The following is a 17,688-nucleotide window of genomic DNA, read 5'->3' as shown; positions in this document are numbered from 1 at the left end:
TTTGTTTAGTTTTCAAAGAGCAATATCGCATCGCTCAAAGGCGACTTTAATATCTTACCAAGTTATCAACTTAAAGTCAATAACTTTTTTTGCTTATTTTTTCTTTCGTGTTACTGTCTTGCAGCAACAGATATTAATATACCACCATTAACAAACGGTTGCAATACCTTTTTCAAAGTAAAAATATTCTCTCTACTCTAACTAATCAAGAAAAAAGCGCCAGATTACTCCGGCACTTTTAAACTCTTATTTATGACGCATTAATGGGAATAACAAAACATCCCGGATTGATGGAGAATTAGTTAACAGCATCACTAGGCGGTCAATACCAATTCCTAATCCGCCTGTTGGCGGCATACCATATTCTAACGCTTCAACAAAGTCTTCATCCATTTCGTGAGCCTCATCATTACCTTGCTCACGTTCTTTTAATTGTGCTTCAAACCGCTCTCTTTGGTCAATTGGATCATTAAGTTCCGTAAAGGCATTTGCATGCTCACGGGCAACGATAAATAGCTCAAAACGATCTGTAAAACGTGGATCTTCTTCATTTTTCTTCGCAAGCGGAGAAATCTCCACAGGGTGACCGTAAATGAAAGTTGGCTGAATTAATTTTTCTTCAACTCGCTGCTCAAAAAACTCATTAACAATATGTCCATAGAGCATGTGTTCTGTTATTTCAATATTATGTTCTTTGGCAAGTGCACGCGCTTCTTCGACGCTCATCTCTTTCCAGAAATCGACCCCTGTATATTCTTTAATGGCATCAACCATATGAAGTCTTTTCCATTCAGGTTTAAGATCTACTTCATAGTCACCGTATTGAACAGTCGTTGTCCCCAAAACCTCTTGAGCGATATGCGCAATTAGGTTTTCAGTAAGACTCATAATATCACGGTAATCTGCATAAGCTTCGTAAAGTTCAATCATGGTAAACTCAGGATTATGACGAGTAGAAACACCCTCATTTCGGAAAACACGGCCAATCTCATATACCTTTTCGAGTCCGCCAACGATCAGTCTCTTTAAGTGAAGTTCGATAGCTATTCTCATAAACAGCGGCATATCAAGAGCATTGTGGTGCGTAATAAACGGTCGTGCGGATGCTCCTCCGGCAATCGCGTGCATCATCGGTGTTTCAACCTCTAAATAACCATGTTCATCTAGATAGCGGCGCATCGATTGGATGATTCGGCTCCTAGTAATAAAGGTTTCCTTGCTTTCCTGACTCATAATTAGATCTAAATAACGTTGACGGTAGCGCTGCTCTACATCCTTCAAACCATGGAACTTATCTGGAAGCGGACGAAGTGCCTTTGTAAGGAATACAAATTCCTGTACCTTTACAGACAATTCACCTACCTTGGTTTTGAAAAGCGTGCCTGATACCCCAATGATATCCCCAAGATCCGCTGAATCAAATACCTTATAGGACTCTTCCCCAACAGCATCTTGACGCACATATACTTGAATTTGGCCTGCTAAATCTTGAATATGGGCAAATCCAGCCTTACCCTTACCACGCTTTGTCATAATCCGTCCGGCTAGTGTAACAGAGATATTTTTAGCCTCAATTTCTTCTTTTTCTAATTCAGCATATTGTTCAATTAATTCTTTTGTACTGTGAGAACGGTCAAAACGCTTGCCAAATGGATCTAATCCATTTTCCCGCATTGAATTCATTTTTTCACGTCTGACCAGAAATTGGTCGTTCAATTCTTCCTGACTCATAATTACTTCAACTCCATAACTTTCTATTTTATGTAAAACTAAAAGAATACTGGCCGATTAACTTGTCTAACTTCAGCACCTGCCCCTTTGACGAAAGCATAACGCTTATAGTCCAATTCACAGGTTTAGGCTATTCATTTTTTTGCATACTATATTATTTTACACAAACATGGCAATTCAGACATCAAAAAAGTTTATAAATACATAAAAACTGCCAGTAATGCACCTGGCAGCTCCAATTCAGTAAACAAAGATATTATAGAAATTGGGGTGAGGGCTGTCAAATTAACCTACGATTAACTGACTTTTTTCCATTTCCTCAGCATCAGCCGCTAAACCATTTAATAAAATAACTAAGTCTTCTCTCGTATTGCACTCGTTAATGGCATTACGAACCCTTGCATTACCCCGGACGCCTTTTAAATACCATGCAGTATGCTTACGCATTTCACGGACCGCAATATGCTCATTTTTTAAAGCAATTAATCGGTCTAAATGAAGAATACATACGTCGATTTTTTCTCTCGCCGATGGTTCACCTAAAAGCTTACCCGTTTCTAAATACTGAACTGTACGGTAAATCATCCAGGGATTCCCTAGTGCTGCTCTCCCGATCATTACCCCATCAACACCTGTTTCCTCAAGCATTCTTTTTGCATCTTGAGGCGTTTGCACATCCCCGTTACCAATGACAGGGATGTTAACAGCTTGTTTTACTTCACGAATAATATCCCAGTTTGCTTTTCCTTCATACATTTGCACACGGGTACGTCCATGCATCGCTACGGCCTTTCCGCCTGCACGTTCAACCATTTGGGCATTCTTAACAGCAAAGATATGCTCATCATCCCAGCCTATTCGCATTTTTACAGTGACCGGCTTCTCTACAGCATCAACAACAGCCGATACCATTTCATAAATTTTATTAGGGTCTAATAGCCATTTTGCTCCCGCATCACACTTTGTAATCTTCGGAACAGGGCAGCCCATATTTATATCAATGATGTCAGCATTCGTATTTTGATCAACAAATTTCGCTGCCTCAACAAGTGTATCTTTTTCGCCGCCAAAAATTTGCAGGCTGAGTGGTTTTTCCCGCTCATCAATATAAAGCATATTCATTGTTTTTTCATTTTTAAAAACAATCCCTTTGTCACTGACCATTTCTGCACATACTAAACCCGCGCCAAACTCTTTAACAGTCAGACGGAATGCAGAATTACATACACCTGCCATTGGTGCAAGCACAACAGGATTTTTTATCTCAATATCTCCTATTTTTAACATTCGGTACTCCCCCACTCTTAATCTCTTGGCTTTAAATCTTCTATACTAATTTTTAAAGAATGAGCGATTCTCTCGACTAAATCCTCCGCAGGCAAGCGATTTCCTCTTTCAATTTCACCTAAAATCGATACTGATACACCTAGTTCCTTCGAAAAGCCTTCTTGTGTATAACCCTTTAGCTTCCGATAGGCACGAATACGTCTTCCCCATTTTTCCGCTTCCATAATCGGACCCCTTCTTTATCTGGTAGTTCGTCTAACAATATGTCAAGAGGTTTATCCACCCCAGGTATTCTAAGGTTTTGATCAATTTCTACTAATGGAACTAATACAAACGCCCTCTCAAGTATTCTTGGGTGCGGTATAATTAGTTTCTCTGTTTCAATATTTTCTTGGTTAAAGGTCAGAATGTCAAGATCTATCGTCCGCGGTCCCCACCGAATCTCCCTTTTTCTTCCAAGCTCTAATTCAATTTTCAAACATAACTCCAATAATTCCATAGCACTTAGACTAGTCTGTACCTTAACTGCCATATTCAAAAATAAATCCTGATCCTCATATCCAACTGGATCTGTCTCATAAATAGATGATAATTTTACCAATTGAATGGCAGGATCACTTTTTAAATAATTAATGGCATTAACTATATTATCATAACGGTTTCCTATATTTGAGCCAAGGGCAATAAATGCTGTATTTTCCACTTTTATCTTCTCCTCGTAATTTCTACGGCAACAGATTTGTAATGACCTGGTATTGGAGGGTCTGGTTTAATTACTTTTACGGTAATATCCATTACTAGTGGAAACGCCCTTATGACACTTGCTGCAATTTCTTCAGCGACCGCCTCTAGGAGCTTATAGGGTTTCCCCTCAACTACTTCCTTACAAACTTGATACAATTCACCGTAATTAACGGAAAACTTAAGTTCATCTGTTTCACCGGCCTTTTTTAAATCAACAGAAACAGCTAAATCCACGATAAATCGCTGCCCTAATCGATTCTCCTCAGGAAATACGCCATGATAACCATAAAACTCCATCATATTTACATATATTTTATCCAATAACAGCATCCTTCCCCATCAATATATCCATCATTTTAGCCATTCTGCTCATTTCTTTTACATCATGAACACGAATCATTTGGCAGCCCTTTTGAATCCCATAACAAACCGTTGCTCCCGTCCCTTCCATTCTTTCACTAACGGGCAGATCTAAAGCTTGTCCGATCATTGACTTTCTTGATGTACCTAATAACACAGGATAGCCTAACATGACAAACTTTTCTAGGTTTTGCATGGTTAATATGTTTTCCTGAAAGTCACGCACAAAACCAATACCTGGATCAAGGATTATATTCTCATCTCTTACTCCGGCATTTCTTGCAATTGTAATACTTTCATAAAGGTCATTTAAGACATCTCTCATAAAGGAGTTGTAGTTTCGGTCATGACGATTATGCATAAGAATGATCGGAACATTGTAATCAGCTGCGACTCGTGCCATTCTACTATCTGCTTTAGCTCCCCAAATATCATTAATGATATTGGCCCCCGCTTCGATTGCCTGTCTGGCAACCTCCGATTTATAGGTGTCAACCGATATTGGGATTGACACCTGTTCAGAAATGGCCTTTATTACCGGGACAATCCGCTCAATCTCTTCCTCATCGGAAATCACCGTATAACCCGGCCTAGTGGATTCACCACCAATATCAATAATATCCGCACCATTTGCAGCCATTTCCTTGGCGTGTTCAACCGCACGCTCTATTTGATTAAAGTTCCCTCCATCTGAGAAGGAATCAGGGGTAACATTTAAAATCCCCATTACAATGGTTTTTTTAGAAAAATCCAATGTATAGGGTCCACATTTGATTTGTTCTTGAGTTGATCTCATTCCATTTCCCCCCACTGCTTGTTTTTTTCACATTTTATCATATTTTTCACAAAAAAAAGAGGCTTCGGCAATAACTCGCCAACGCCTCCTTTTTTTTATTCAGCATCATACTGATAAAGTGGTGTACTTAAATAACGCTCTCCGTTATCCGGAATAATCGCAAGTACTTTTTTACCTTTGCCTAGTTCTTTCGCTACCTTTAGGGCTGCAGAAATCGCTGCACCAGAAGAAATACCACCTAGGATACCTTCTTCTCTAGCAGCACGGCGAGATGCTTCAAATGCTTCTTCCGTACCAATTTGAATAACTTCATCATAAATGTTTGTATTTAAGGTATCAGGAACAAAGCCTGCACCTAGTCCTTGAAGTTTGTGCGGACCAGGGTTACCTCCTGATAGAACCGGAGAATCTTTTGGCTCAACAGCTACAATCTTCACTTCTGGGAACTTTTCACGAATAACACTACCTGCTCCTGAAATCGTTCCGCCTGTTCCGATACCAGATACGAACGCATCTAGCTGATCCATTTGCTCAACAATTTCTTTACCTGTAGTTCTTTTATGTACTTCAGGGTTTGCCTGGTTTTTAAATTGCTGCGGTAAGAAATAACCATGTTCCTTAACTAGCTCTTCTGCTTTAGCAATAGCACCCTTCATACCTGCTGGCCCAGGTGTTAAAACAAGCTCTGCACCATATGCACGAAGAAGGTTTCTTCTTTCTAAGCTCATTGTCTCAGGCATAACGAAGATGGCTTTGTAACCTTTTGCTGCTGCAATCATTGCAAGACCGATACCTGTATTTCCACTTGTCGGTTCAATGATTGTATCTCCTGGTTTAATTAAACCTTGGTCCTCTGCAGCTTCAATCATCGCAAGACCAATACGGTCCTTAACACTGCTGCCTGGGTTAAAGTACTCAAGCTTTAAATAAACATCTGCACTATTTTCATCTACTAATCTGTTTAATTTAACAATTGGTGTTTGGCCGACTAATTCAGCCACTGAATTTGCAACACGAACCATTAGAGCACCTCTATTCCGAGTATTTTTATTGGGATTATATTATTAAATTTACCAGTTTTTAAGCCAACTTGTCAATCATTTTGATTGAAAAATTTCAAATAAATTGAAAATATAATTAGTGAATTTGTCCTAATTGTAAGTCTTTTGTCCTAGCCTTTTTTTAATGCCGCCTTTTTGTTATCTTTCCCTTAACAAACCAAAAAACACAGAATTACATCTGTGTCATTAATTAGATTCCTTATCCCCATAAAACCAATTAACTTTAGCCTCATCCCAAAAGATAGAAGCCGAAGCGGGCGTTTTCATTTGTTCTAGTGCCATTTGCCGGCGGACTTGGTCCTTAACCTCATCAAACGAATAACTCTTTCCATTGATTTTCCCATCCAATCTTAGAAGAGCATATCCTTCCTTCACCTTTATAGGCTTGCTTACATCCTTTGTCTTCAACTTCTTAGCAATCGTGATATATTGTTTAGGATAACGCTCATCTCCGTTACTAATATAACCGATATCCCCGCCCTCATTTGCGGAAAATTCCTCTATTGAGCGCTCCATCGCCATTGCTGAAAAACTCGAACCATGAGCAAGCTCTTTTTTCGCAGTTTCAGCCTCTTCCTTTGTTTTAACCACTATGTGTGATAAGTGATAGGCTGCTGGAACACTGAAAAGATTTTTATTTTTTATGTAATATCTTTCTAATTCACGATTAGAGATCGTAACATCCTTTGTTAAGAGTTCTTCTAAGAGGAGACTGCTGCGGATTTGTTCCTTCCATTTGGACTCATCCTGATGACCGTTTTGGCTAAAAGAATTATAGGAAGACTGAAGCATTCGAAATTCACGCTCAACCTCTTGAGAGGAGACCTTAATGTTATATTTTGCGGCCATTTCCTCGATTACTTTTTGGTCGACCATTTCTTTTAGAACATCTTTTCCATATTTAGTTTCTAACTTATGTAACCACTCTTGTCTGGAAATTTCTTTCTTTCCTATACTTGCAACGACTTCGTCATTTGTGGCTAAACTATTTACCTCGTTCACCCTTGCCAGGAAAAAGGCTACTGTCAGACAGTTTATAAAAACAAGAGCTGCAATAATCATCCAAAGCTGCTTCTTCCCCAACCTCTTCTCCTCCATTTAAAAGCGTAAGCGCCCAAAGTGAATGTCTCTCCTTTGGGCGCAAGGCTGGCATTTTTAGACTTATTTTGCTTCTTCCCTTAAGGCTTCTAATTCTCCTCTGGAATACTGATATTTTTCATTACAGAAGTGGCAGTGTGCCTCTGCCTGTCCATCTTCTTCAATCATTGCGGTGATCTCAGCCGCTCCTAAGCCAATAATGGCATTTGCAAACCGCTCTTTAGAGCAATTACATTCAAAGCTGACCGGCATTGTTTCTAATATCTTTACATGGTCTTTTCCAAACAATTCCTCAAGAATTTGCTCCGGTGTAAGCCCTCGCTCAACTAATTTAGAAATTGGCTCAATCGTCTTTAAACGTTCTTCTAATTGAGAAATAAGCGCATCAGGTGTTCCAGGCATTAATTGAAAAATAAATCCTCCTGCAGCCAATATAGAGTCATCGGGGTTTACTAAAACACCGACACCGACAGAGGAAGGTACCTGTTCAGAGGTTGCAAAGTAATAGGTAAAGTCTTCCCCTAGCTCTCCAGAAACAAGAGGTACCTGTCCGGAGAAAAAGTCCCGCAAGCCGGTATCCTTCACGACAGCCAGCGTACCCTCAGTGCCGACCGCACGGCGGACATCGAGCTTTCCGTGTTCATTTGATTCAAAATCAACCTCCGGGTTTGTCACATAACCACGGACCTCACCCTTAGCATTGCTATCGACCACGATTGGTCCAAGCGGTCCGCCGCCATTTATTTTTACTGTGAGTTTATCCTCACCCTTAAGCATAGCTCCCATCATAACGGCCGCAGTCATCGTGCGGCCAAGCGCTGCTGATGCCGTACGCCATGTTTGATGGCGGCGCTGCGCTTCACTAATTGTATCGGTAGTACGAACTGCATAGGCACGAATATTTCCATCATAGGCTAATGCCTTAACTAGATAATCCTTCAATAGTATAGAACTCCCTTCTTGCTGAATAACATTAGGTTATCCCATGTTTCGTTTATAGATAAGTGAAAGACCCTTTAATGTTAAAAAAGGATCGACAATGTCAATAATAGTTGATTCTTGTGAAATTAAGCCCGCTAATCCCCCTGTTGCAATGACAGTTGGTTTTTTGGGACTTTGGTCCATCATCCTTTTCACAATTCCTTCAACTTGTCCTACATAGCCATAGACAATTCCAGCCTGCATCGCAGAAATGGTATTCTTTCCAATTACCCCTTCTGGTCTAGCAATTTCAATCCGCGGTAATTTAGCTGCTCTTGAATAAAGAGCCTCTGTTGAAATTCCGATTCCAGGGGCAATCGCTCCACCCATATATTGACGCTCCTCATTCACATAACAATAGGTAGTAGCAGTACCAAAATCCACGATGATCAGCGGGCTTCCATATTCATGAATAGCGGCAACTGCATTCACAATTCTGTCTGCCCCGACCTCTCTTGGATTTTCGTATTTAATATTGAGTCCTGTTTTAATGCCAGGTCCAACAACAAGAGGCTTTACATGAAAATACTTTTGGCACATTCTTTCTAAGGCAAACATGATTGGCGGCACAACTGAAGAGATAATAATGCCGCTAATGTCAGAAAATTTAAGGCCTGAAAAATCAAATAAGGCCTTTATGTTCATCCCAAACTCATCCTCCGTACGATTGCGGTTTGTTTCAACCCGCCAATGATACTTAAGGTCATCCCCATCATAAACGCCTAGGACGATATTGGTATTTCCCACATCAAATACGAAAATCAAATCAATCACTCGCTTTTATTATTATTCTTTTCCTCATACGCAACATCATATCATAAATAGTTTGTGCGTGAAAAAAAAGAGCGCTTCAGTGAAGCACTCTTTCCTAGATTATTTATAATCATTTTCGTCAGATGGGGTATCTAAAAAGGATTTTTCCTCTTTTACTGCCTCATCTTTTTTTGTATTAATAGTTACCTTCACATCATCTGTTTTTTTGGGTCCAATCTTCACAGATTCTAAGTGTTCAGATGGATCTGGCATGTGACCATGCTCAACCAAATATTTGATTTGTTCAGCAACAAGCGTTTCCACTTCAAGAAGTGTGGTAGCAATAAGATTAAGCTTATCACGGTTTTCAGTAAGAATTTTTCTAGCTCTTTCATAACACTCTTTAATTATACTTTGAATTTCAAGATCAATCTCATAAGCAATAGCATCGGAATAGTTCTGTTCATTATGAAGGTCACGGCCTAAGAAAACCTGACCACCTGATGCTTGACCGAATTGAAGCGGTCCGAGCTTATCACTCATTCCATATTCAGTCACCATCTTACGAGCAATACCAGTAGCACGTTGGAAGTCATTATGTGCACCAGTACTTACTTCACCAAAGACAATTTCTTCCGCAACACGGCCGCCTAACAAACCTACAATCTTATCAAGCAGTTCCGGCTTTGTCATAAAGTAACGGTCTTCTCTAGGAAGCATGACGGCATATCCACCAGCTTGCCCTCGTGGGACGATGGTAACTTTGTGAACCATGTCCGCTTCATCGAGTACTAAACCAATCACAGTATGTCCGCCCTCGTGGAAAGCAACAATTTTTCGTTCTTTTTCTGATATAACCCTGCTTTTCTTTGCAGGACCAGCAATAACGCGGTCAGTCGCTTCATCAATATCTTCCATATCAATTTTCTTCTTACTGCCGCGAGCTGCAACTAGTGCTGCTTCATTCAGTAAGTTTTCCAAATCAGCACCAGAAAAACCAGGTGTTCTCATTGCAATATTTTTCAAATTAACAGATTCATCTAATGGCTTATTACGAGCGTGTACTTTTAGAACTGCCTCACGTCCCACAACATCTGGACGGTCAACGGTAATTTGACGGTCAAATCGTCCTGGACGTAATAACGCAGGGTCGAGAATATCTGCACGGTTGGTTGCAGCAATAATGATAATGCCTTCATTTGCACCAAATCCATCCATTTCAACTAGCAATTGATTCAAGGTTTGTTCACGCTCATCATGGCCACCGCCAAGACCAGCACCACGCTGACGTCCAACCGCGTCAATTTCATCAATGAAAATAATACAAGGAGCATTTTTCTTTGCATTTTCAAATAAATCTCGAACACGGGATGCACCAACCCCGACAAACATTTCAACGAAATCAGAACCGCTTATTGAGAAGAACGGTACGCCTGCTTCACCAGCTGTAGCACGGGCAAGCAATGTTTTACCGGTACCAGGAGGTCCTACAAGTAATACCCCTTTTGGAATACGCGCACCAAGTTCAGCAAATTTACGAGGGTCCTTTAAAAACTCAACTACTTCAACTAATTCAGCTTTCTCTTCATCTGCACCAGCAACATCTCTAAAACGAACCTTTTTCTTATCATCATTATAAAGTTTTGCTTTTGATTTTCCAAAGTTCATAACACGGCTTCCGCCGCCTTGAGCTTGGTTTAACAAAAAGAAAAATAAAATAAAGATAATCACGAACGGAATAATGGAAGTAAAGAAAGTAACCCACCCGCTTGTTTCCTTAGCTGGCATAACTTCCACTTTTGAATCAGCCTTATCAATTCGATCGAGAATCTTTTCACTGTTAGGAATATAGGTAATAAACTTCTTATTACCGGATTCAAATACGCCCTGAACCTCATAGACACCTCGTTCAGGCTGCATGGAAAATGATTTAACCTTACCACTTTCTAGTTGCGTCACAAATTTATCATATGAGATTTTATCTGTTGGCTCACTGCTTCCATTAAAGAAACTAACTACACCAATAATGACTAAAAATATTAATAAATAAAAGATGGTATTACGGAAAATCCGATTCATCTCTTACCTCCTCCCGCGGATAAAAGCTAAACTAAATTAAATTAAATAGTATCATAGAAAATCTTGCTAATTCAAGGAATTACTCTCAGAATTTAGGACTTTCACAAACCACTCTACCACGTTTATTTTTTATTAATTATTGCTATATACTTCCGGTTTTAAAATACCAATATAAGGAAGGTTTCTGTACTTTTCAATATAATCTAAACCATATCCAACAACAAATTCATCCGGAACAATAAAGCCTGCATAATCAGCTTGTATGTCACTTTTTCTTCCTGTTGGCTTATCAAGCAATGTAACAATTTTAATCGATTTCGCTTTACGATAACGGAACAAATCGACCAAGTAGCTAAGTGTTAAACCACTATCGATAATATCTTCTATAATTAATATGTCCCTTCCTTCCACAGAAGTATCTAAATCCTTTAAAATTTTAACCTCTCCAGAAGATACAAGGGCTGTACCATAGCTTGATACATCCATAAAATCCATTTCAAGATAGCAATCCATGCGCTTTAATAGGTCTGACATAAATGGCATGGCACCTTTTAAAACACCAATTGCAAGTGGAAATCGGTCATGATACTCTTCCGTTAATTGAGCTGCTAATTCCTTAATCTTTTCTTGAATTTCTTCTTCTGAAACTAATACCTTTTCAATATCATCTTGCATCATAATATGTGCCCCCTAGAAGATCATTACGTATTGTATGTTAGTTTTAAATGCTTATCTGCAGTTGGATCAACACCTTCAAAAGAAGACCTTTTTATATTTGGAAGCCAAATAATATATCCCTCTCTGTCTGTAATGACTGGCCACATCTCACGGTCCTGTCTTGGAACTTTTTGATCAATAAAAATATCTTTTAACTTTTTTGAGCCCTGTATACCTTTTAATGTCATCCGGTCTCCTTTTTTCCTGGTTCGTATAACCAATGGAAATTGGACTCGTTCAAAACTAAAAATAGCAGTATTTGGTTTCACCTCAGGGCTTGCCCCGGCTATATAATCGATTGTGATGCTGTCTCCATTTGGCAGCATAATCGTACCAGGTTTATTAACTTCATAATAATATGGTTCAGTTCTTATTTGCTCGTATTGAAATGAAAGCTGTTGATAGGAGCGAATAACCTTTAAATCATTAGGAAAATCAAGTGTTCCCGACGGCTCGTGATGCCGTAATATAGAAAATATTTGATCAATATGTATTGCAGAAAGAGATGCAGGTTTTTCCTTATAAAGATAGTTTAATATTAGTTGAATACCTCTCCTTTGTAAAGGTAAAGGCATTGCAAGAAATGGTTTAATGTCAATAGTTACTTTGTCCTCTTCTCTTTTTGTCAATACTGTATTCATTTGTTCTACTGTTAATTCCAGTAAAAACTCCTCATCACTTTGCAGCTCTTCACTAAACCGTTGAAAATGTTCATGTACATGACTATTCTCAGTCTTAAGGAACGGTAGAACCTGTTTGCGATAACGATTCCTGCTATAAACATCCTTTGCATTGCTTGGGTCTATCCTTGGGACAAGCCCATGTTTGTCACAATAGTGCTGCAGTTCCTCTTTCGTTAAACATAAGAAAGGCCGTAGAATAAACCCTTCATAAAATGGCCGGAAAAATGGAATACCTGCTCTCGCTTTCCCGCTGCTTCCTCTTGTCAGCCTCATTAGCATGGTCTCCATTTGATCATCACCATGGTGTCCTAGTACCAAGTATGGCGCTTGGTATTGTTTCATGATTGTATGATAAAAGTCATATCTTACTTCTCTTGCTGCAACTTGAGAACTCTTACCTGTCTCATTCATGATTCTGGTTACATTGACTTGAATCATTTCAAAAGGAATGTTGTGCTGCCTGCAAAAGTCTTTTACAAACATGGCATCCTGAAAGGATTCCTCTCCACGAAACATATGATCCACGTGGGCGACTATAAGGAACAGATTTCTTTTTTCTCTTTCCCTCAACAAATAGTGAAGCAGTGCTAATGAATCAGGTCCACCTGAAACTCCTACCACAATCCTTTTGTTTTCTATTGAAAAGGAATGACGCCGCAAAAAGGATTCAACTTTTGATTCCAACATAAAATTGCACACTTTCTAAAGCAAATTTCGGAGCCGCTAAACGTGAGCTTCCGCTTTTCTTTTGTCTAGCTCCAGCTCACAGCGGCTAGTGTATTGGCCCTCTCCTCCTTACGATAAGTCAACATCGGATCGCTTTCGCTCTCCGTGTTTCCTTTATCTCGTTCGGAGCGGATCCAATCCATACGCCGCTAAACGTGAGCATCCGCTTTTCTTTTTAGCTTACCACTTTTGTTTATGAACTATCAAAAATAAAGGTAATGAAAATTAGGTTTTCTATTTATACGGTTGAAAGAATAAATGGTTTCATTTTATTAAGGTAAATTATTAAAAGTATACCAAGCATATAACACACCTAGAACGATTGCGATAAATAAAAATTCCTTCCAGCCGCTTTTCTTCTTTTTCCGCCTATAGCTCTGTCTTGAAAGTGGGACGGACTGAGTATTTTTCATCCCAGCTTGATTACCATGAGCAGGATCTTGCTTTTTCACTCGCGGCTTAGCAGGAGCAGCAGCATTCTTTTTCTCGACCATTGAATTTAATAAATCTTCCCGCATTTGATTCGCTTGACTATATTGTCCCTGGATTGCCTTTAGAATAACAGGTTCCAATTTTATTAATTCTTTTTTTTGCCGAATGGCATCCTTTAGCTGTTGTAATCCACCTGTTGTTTTCGTAAATCGTTTTGGATAGGCCGTATTAATCATAATCATGGCAACCGCAAATAAATCATAGGATGGTTCTGCTTTTCTAGAGCCTAATCCCCAATAGCCGCGGTCATAGAACTCTGTGAATTCTTTAATTGCCCGTCCCTTAATGGTTGTACCACCCACATCTATGCATCTGATTTTAGGCGGCGGTCCCGTTACGATTAAATTTTCCGGTTTCAAATCTCCAAAGACCCAGCCATTTCGATGGAGCTGTTCTAAGTCGTTCAGCAACTGTAAAAATAACACACTTGTCCATGAGGGTCCTTTCGCTTGTAAAAAGGACAGGAAATCCGGCCCCTGTATATACTCCATCACATAAAAAGAAATCTTGCTGTTATTCCACTGCCAATCATCGACATCAAGCAAACAAGGCCCTAGGGAGTGTCCCTGGACCTTTGCAAAGGATTTTAAAACATTAACCTCCGAGGTGATTGACATACCATTATCACTCATTTTTAAAGCGACCTGAGTGTCTTTATGCTTGGCAAGGTAAACCACCCCATTTGCACCAAATCCTAGTTCCTTAATAATTGTATATTCCTGTACATGCCACTTTCCTCTGATGATGGTCCCTGGGCTTACCTTACATTGATTCTTCAAAGTATGATTCATCATCACGAGAAAGCAGACTCCTTAAAGATTGTTTTTTTTCTGAAAACGCTGATAAGGCCGTCTTTAATGCCGGCCCTGTTGGCGTGATGCCACCAGTCGACAACTGGGAGAAGACACTTGTCAAAACCTGTAGCTTTGGCGTCCAGTCAAGCAATTTTTCGACATCATTCTTTTTCCCGGGAAATACATACACAGAAAATAGATTATCCCCAGTCCGAGCGTTCAAGCTTAGAGAAAGGTCAAGGAGTGCCTCCTTTACTGTTGGAAGCTTGTGTTTCATACTCGCGCTAGTATCAACAAGAATCAAAACCTCTAATTCGACAGTTTCCCCTAATTCATCGACAACTTCCATAACCTCCCCGCGTTTTTCAGGCGGGAGATCTTCCATTGTTTGTGAGCGGCCTAATATTTCCTGAAGCTGGCGGTTTACTACACCTTGTATCGTTTGATTCATTGCTTTACGGGTAACCATCTGGACGGTTTGCGAAAGTCTTTCGGCATAAACAATCTGACTGACTCCGCCGCCTGACATAGCAATCCCTTCTATTTCAGTAATTCCTTTTTCATCAATGACATCATGTTCCATAACACCGATGACATTCACCGTTATTCCCTGTTCATTTGCAAGAGCGGCCATGGCAATTGGATCATCACCTTGATTTGAGCAGCCATCTGTTATTAATAAAATTTGCCGAATCTTTCCTGTGTACATAACCTTCTCCCTCCAGTTACAGTATTGCTACCATTTTCGACTAAATCGAATCGATTTATACATATTTTACTGGAGGGAAGGATAAATTAATCTGTTAGGCGTGGCGTTTTACTTTTTGGAGAGGAATCGATGCCCACTTTGGTGTATTATGTCTAATCTTGGCTACTGTCACCGTCATATCATCATCAATTAAACCTGATCTGGAGCGGATAACCTCTTCCATAATTAAGTCCGCAACCTCTTGGGGATCGTCGGTCTCTAATTCTTGTACTTTTCGTTTCATCCATAAATCATAATTTTCCACATGCTTAGGCCCTTCAAATACCCCATCACTCATCATAATCAGCAAATCCCCTGCTTTTAATTGTTCGCTGACAACATCCACCTCAAACTCCTGAAGGATGCCCATTGGTAAATTACTCGCCTGTATTTTAATCACTTTATTTCCTCTTTTGATAAAGCTTGGTGTCGAACCAATCTTTAGAAACTTTGCAGATGCATTTTTCAAATCAATCATGGCTAAATCTAATGTAGAAAAAATTTCATCCGTCGTGCGCAGAGATAGAATGCTGTTAACTGACTTTATTGCTACCTTTTCTTCGATTCCTGATTGTAATATTTTTTGTAATAGCTGTAATGTCTCCTTACTTTCGTAATGAGCTCTTTCTCCATTTCCCATGCCGTCACTAATGGCAATGGCGAATTTACCTAGTCCGAGCTCAATTGTTGAATAACTGTCACCCGATACTAACCCGCCGTCTTTTGCTGCGTGTGCAACACCTGTTTCTACTGTGTAGGCCTTAGATGACCGGAAGTTTACATTACATAATTCATCAGGGATGCTTCCATACTCCTCCTTGTTTACGATGATCGTCTCTCCAAGGATATCTGACAGCATTGGAGCAATTAACTTTTCACACTCTCCGTGGCTATTGCCAAACGGTACTGTCATCTCAATATCCACATTGCCTGGTTCCAGGCTGTAGATTTCAACCTGTTCAATATGAATGCCAAAATCCTGAATTGCCTCCATAATTTGTTCTTCTTGTTTATGATGATTTTCTCTTTCACGCTGAATTTCTTTTGCAAAGTTATCCATTACTTCTGATACTCCCAGCAACTGCTCTGCTACTAATTTACGGCTTTCCCTTACCTGTTTCTTTAATTTTAAGTTAGCTTGAAAGAAGGTTAACTGCTGACCAATAGTTTCATATACCTTTTTTGGCCGAGAACAAAGTTTATCCCATTCCCTTGCTAGTCTTGGCGAGACATTGCCGTCATTTTGGTCCATTTCATGAATAATATCCTCCATGGCCGCATAGGTTGTATTAAAATTCTTTGCCCAGCATTGTTCCTTTTTAAAGCAAGTTTGACAGGTCCGTTCAGTCACGTTGCTCATAAAGTAATCCATTTCGCGGTCTTGTTCCTCTTCTTCCTGCATGACTTCCATCTGAGAAAAACTTTTTGATAGAGCATGAAAGACACTCGAAAATTGAGACACTCTTTGTGCCGTCACATCGCGCATTTTGCGCATATATTTTTGCTGCTCTGCCGTGTGTTCTGGTGTTCCCGGTATATACTTGGCTAGTCTTGATGTAAAGACTTGTGGAGTTAAGAGGAATAAGAGAATAGCCGATAAAGTTTCCAATACCGTTTGTAAGATGGAGCCCCCGCCCTCCCCATACATGCCAATTAGGAGAGTTGCGATTAATAAACCAATGGAAACTCCAATTTTTTTCCCTTCCTTCAATAGTCCGCCAAGAACCCCCGAGAAGGCTAATAGGCTCATATGATAAAAGCTGGATACACTTGCAAGACTAAATATAAGCCCGGTCACTACCCCTACCGTGGAACCTACCGTGGCTCCGGCAATAAAGGAGAAGACCAATACCAGGTATCTCGACATGATATGATCAATCGACATATCATAGACCTTCCATCCAATCGTCCCTGACATAATCGAGGCAAGCATGATAATTAAACAAACAATCTCTTCTGTTTTTAATAGCTGTCTTCTTTTATTTAAGGTTAGTAATGGAATGCTTTGTAAAAAGATTAGAGTCAGAATAAAGGCCAGACTGGTCTGAACTCCTACCATCATTAAATCATAGAGGGTTAATTGCCTTGTTAAAATAAACGATTCTATTAATTTTCCAACGCCGAGGATAATCCCGACGAAAAATGGCAGGGACCGAACTTCATTTGTCAGCCATTTTTCACTCATTCGATAGACTGTTAGGAATAGAATAGTCACGGCAAAGGTAAAGGCAGCATTTCCTAAAGATATAGTGGCAGCCCCGACGATCAGCCCGATCAGGGCAAGCGGTGCCCGATCCCTTTTGATTAAGTAGACAGAAGCGAAGAATGGCAGGCAAAATGGTGTTAACTTGGCCAAAATTAAGGCCCGTCCAAGTAAGAACCCTACTAATACTAATAGATAACCCTTTTTTATAAAAAAGGACTCGAGCATTAATTGGATTTTCCGTAATCCTCTTCCTAAATCCCATTTAGATGAATGAAGGCTGACTTCTCCGACTGGTTCTATGAAACTTACATTAGTCTTTTCCATAAATCACACTCCCTATTCTTTCATCGTTGCAAACTATTATAAAATTAATAGATTTAAAAGTTTGTCAAAATAGTGAACGAGTTCAAATAATCGTTCGACGGTTTTCAC

At 39.7% G+C, this 17,688-nt stretch carries 16 protein-coding genes; all 16 read right to left on the bottom strand.

What is annotated here, in order from left to right; all coding sequences use genetic code 11:
- Positions 1-246 precede the first annotated feature (246 nt).
- A complete protein-coding gene (lysS, locus tag V7266_RS22955; protein WP_335471319.1) occupies positions 247-1,731 on the bottom strand; it encodes a lysine--tRNA ligase in 1,485 nt (494 codons plus the stop codon).
- A gap of 285 nt (positions 1,732-2,016) precedes the next feature.
- Positions 2,017-3,018 carry a tRNA dihydrouridine synthase DusB gene (gene dusB, locus V7266_RS22950; protein WP_335471316.1) on the bottom strand — a complete coding sequence of 334 codons (1,002 nt, stop codon included), beginning with the start codon at positions 3,016-3,018 and terminating at the stop codon, positions 2,017-2,019.
- 17 nt (positions 3,019-3,035) lie between these two features.
- Entirely contained in the window at positions 3,036-3,242 is a 207-nt protein-coding gene (locus V7266_RS22945; protein WP_335471314.1) for a helix-turn-helix transcriptional regulator, read from the bottom strand.
- The gene (folK, locus tag V7266_RS22940) at positions 3,194-3,721 is read right to left on the bottom strand and encodes a 2-amino-4-hydroxy-6-hydroxymethyldihydropteridine diphosphokinase (protein WP_335471312.1); all 528 of its coding nucleotides are present in this window, start codon (positions 3,719-3,721) and stop codon (positions 3,194-3,196) included. The genes V7266_RS22945 and folK overlap by 49 nt, the downstream gene beginning before the upstream one ends.
- Before the next feature lie 2 nt (positions 3,722-3,723).
- Positions 3,724-4,083, bottom strand: coding sequence for a dihydroneopterin aldolase (gene folB / locus V7266_RS22935; RefSeq protein WP_335471310.1), 360 nt, complete (start codon positions 4,081-4,083; stop codon positions 3,724-3,726).
- The gene (folP, locus tag V7266_RS22930) at positions 4,076-4,918 is read right to left on the bottom strand and encodes a dihydropteroate synthase (protein ID WP_335471309.1); all 843 of its coding nucleotides are present in this window, start codon (positions 4,916-4,918) and stop codon (positions 4,076-4,078) included. The genes folB and folP overlap by 8 nt, the downstream gene beginning before the upstream one ends.
- Positions 4,919-5,013: 95 nt before the next feature.
- Positions 5,014-5,940 (bottom strand): cysteine synthase A, encoded by a 927-nt coding sequence (gene cysK, locus V7266_RS22925; protein ID WP_335471308.1) that lies wholly within the window; start codon positions 5,938-5,940, stop codon positions 5,014-5,016.
- Between the two features lie 225 nt (positions 5,941-6,165).
- On the bottom strand, positions 6,166-7,062 hold the full coding sequence (locus V7266_RS22920; RefSeq protein WP_335471306.1) for a peptidyl-prolyl cis-trans isomerase: 897 nt from the start codon (positions 7,060-7,062) through the stop codon (positions 6,166-6,168).
- A 78-nt stretch (positions 7,063-7,140) separates the two neighbouring features.
- Positions 7,141-8,019 carry an Hsp33 family molecular chaperone HslO gene (gene hslO, locus V7266_RS22915; RefSeq protein WP_335471305.1) on the bottom strand — a complete coding sequence of 293 codons (879 nt, stop codon included), beginning with the start codon at positions 8,017-8,019 and terminating at the stop codon, positions 7,141-7,143.
- A 36-nt stretch (positions 8,020-8,055) separates the two neighbouring features.
- Entirely contained in the window at positions 8,056-8,823 is a 768-nt protein-coding gene (locus tag V7266_RS22910) for a type III pantothenate kinase (RefSeq protein WP_335471303.1), read from the bottom strand.
- 108 nt (positions 8,824-8,931) lie between these two features.
- A complete protein-coding gene (ftsH, locus tag V7266_RS22905) occupies positions 8,932-10,890 on the bottom strand; it encodes an ATP-dependent zinc metalloprotease FtsH (RefSeq protein WP_335471301.1) in 1,959 nt (652 codons plus the stop codon).
- Between the two features lie 132 nt (positions 10,891-11,022).
- Positions 11,023-11,565, bottom strand: a complete 543-nt coding sequence (gene hpt / locus V7266_RS22900; RefSeq protein ID WP_438825776.1) for a hypoxanthine phosphoribosyltransferase — start codon at positions 11,563-11,565, stop codon at positions 11,023-11,025.
- A gap of 26 nt (positions 11,566-11,591) precedes the next feature.
- Entirely contained in the window at positions 11,592-12,977 is a 1,386-nt protein-coding gene (tilS, locus tag V7266_RS22895; protein WP_335471296.1) for a tRNA lysidine(34) synthetase TilS, read from the bottom strand.
- Between the two features lie 311 nt (positions 12,978-13,288).
- Positions 13,289-14,302, bottom strand: coding sequence for a protein kinase domain-containing protein (locus V7266_RS22890; protein WP_335471294.1), 1,014 nt, complete (start codon positions 14,300-14,302; stop codon positions 13,289-13,291).
- Positions 14,271-15,011: a vWA domain-containing protein gene (locus tag V7266_RS22885; protein WP_335471293.1), complete on the bottom strand. Its 741-nt coding sequence runs from the start codon at positions 15,009-15,011 to the stop codon at positions 14,271-14,273. The genes V7266_RS22890 and V7266_RS22885 overlap by 32 nt, the downstream gene beginning before the upstream one ends.
- A gap of 94 nt (positions 15,012-15,105) precedes the next feature.
- Complete coding sequence (gene spoIIE, locus V7266_RS22880) at positions 15,106-17,580, bottom strand: stage II sporulation protein E (protein ID WP_335471292.1); 2,475 nt, start codon at positions 17,578-17,580, stop codon at positions 15,106-15,108.
- Positions 17,581-17,688: the final 108 nt, after the last annotated feature.

It is taken from the genome of Neobacillus drentensis (genome assembly GCF_036965645.1).
In the GTDB taxonomy this organism is placed as follows: Bacteria; Bacillota; Bacilli; order Bacillales; family Cytobacillaceae; genus Neobacillus; species Neobacillus drentensis_D.
Note: the sequence above shows the minus strand (reverse complement) of the source record. Positions and strands in the feature narration are given on the sequence as shown.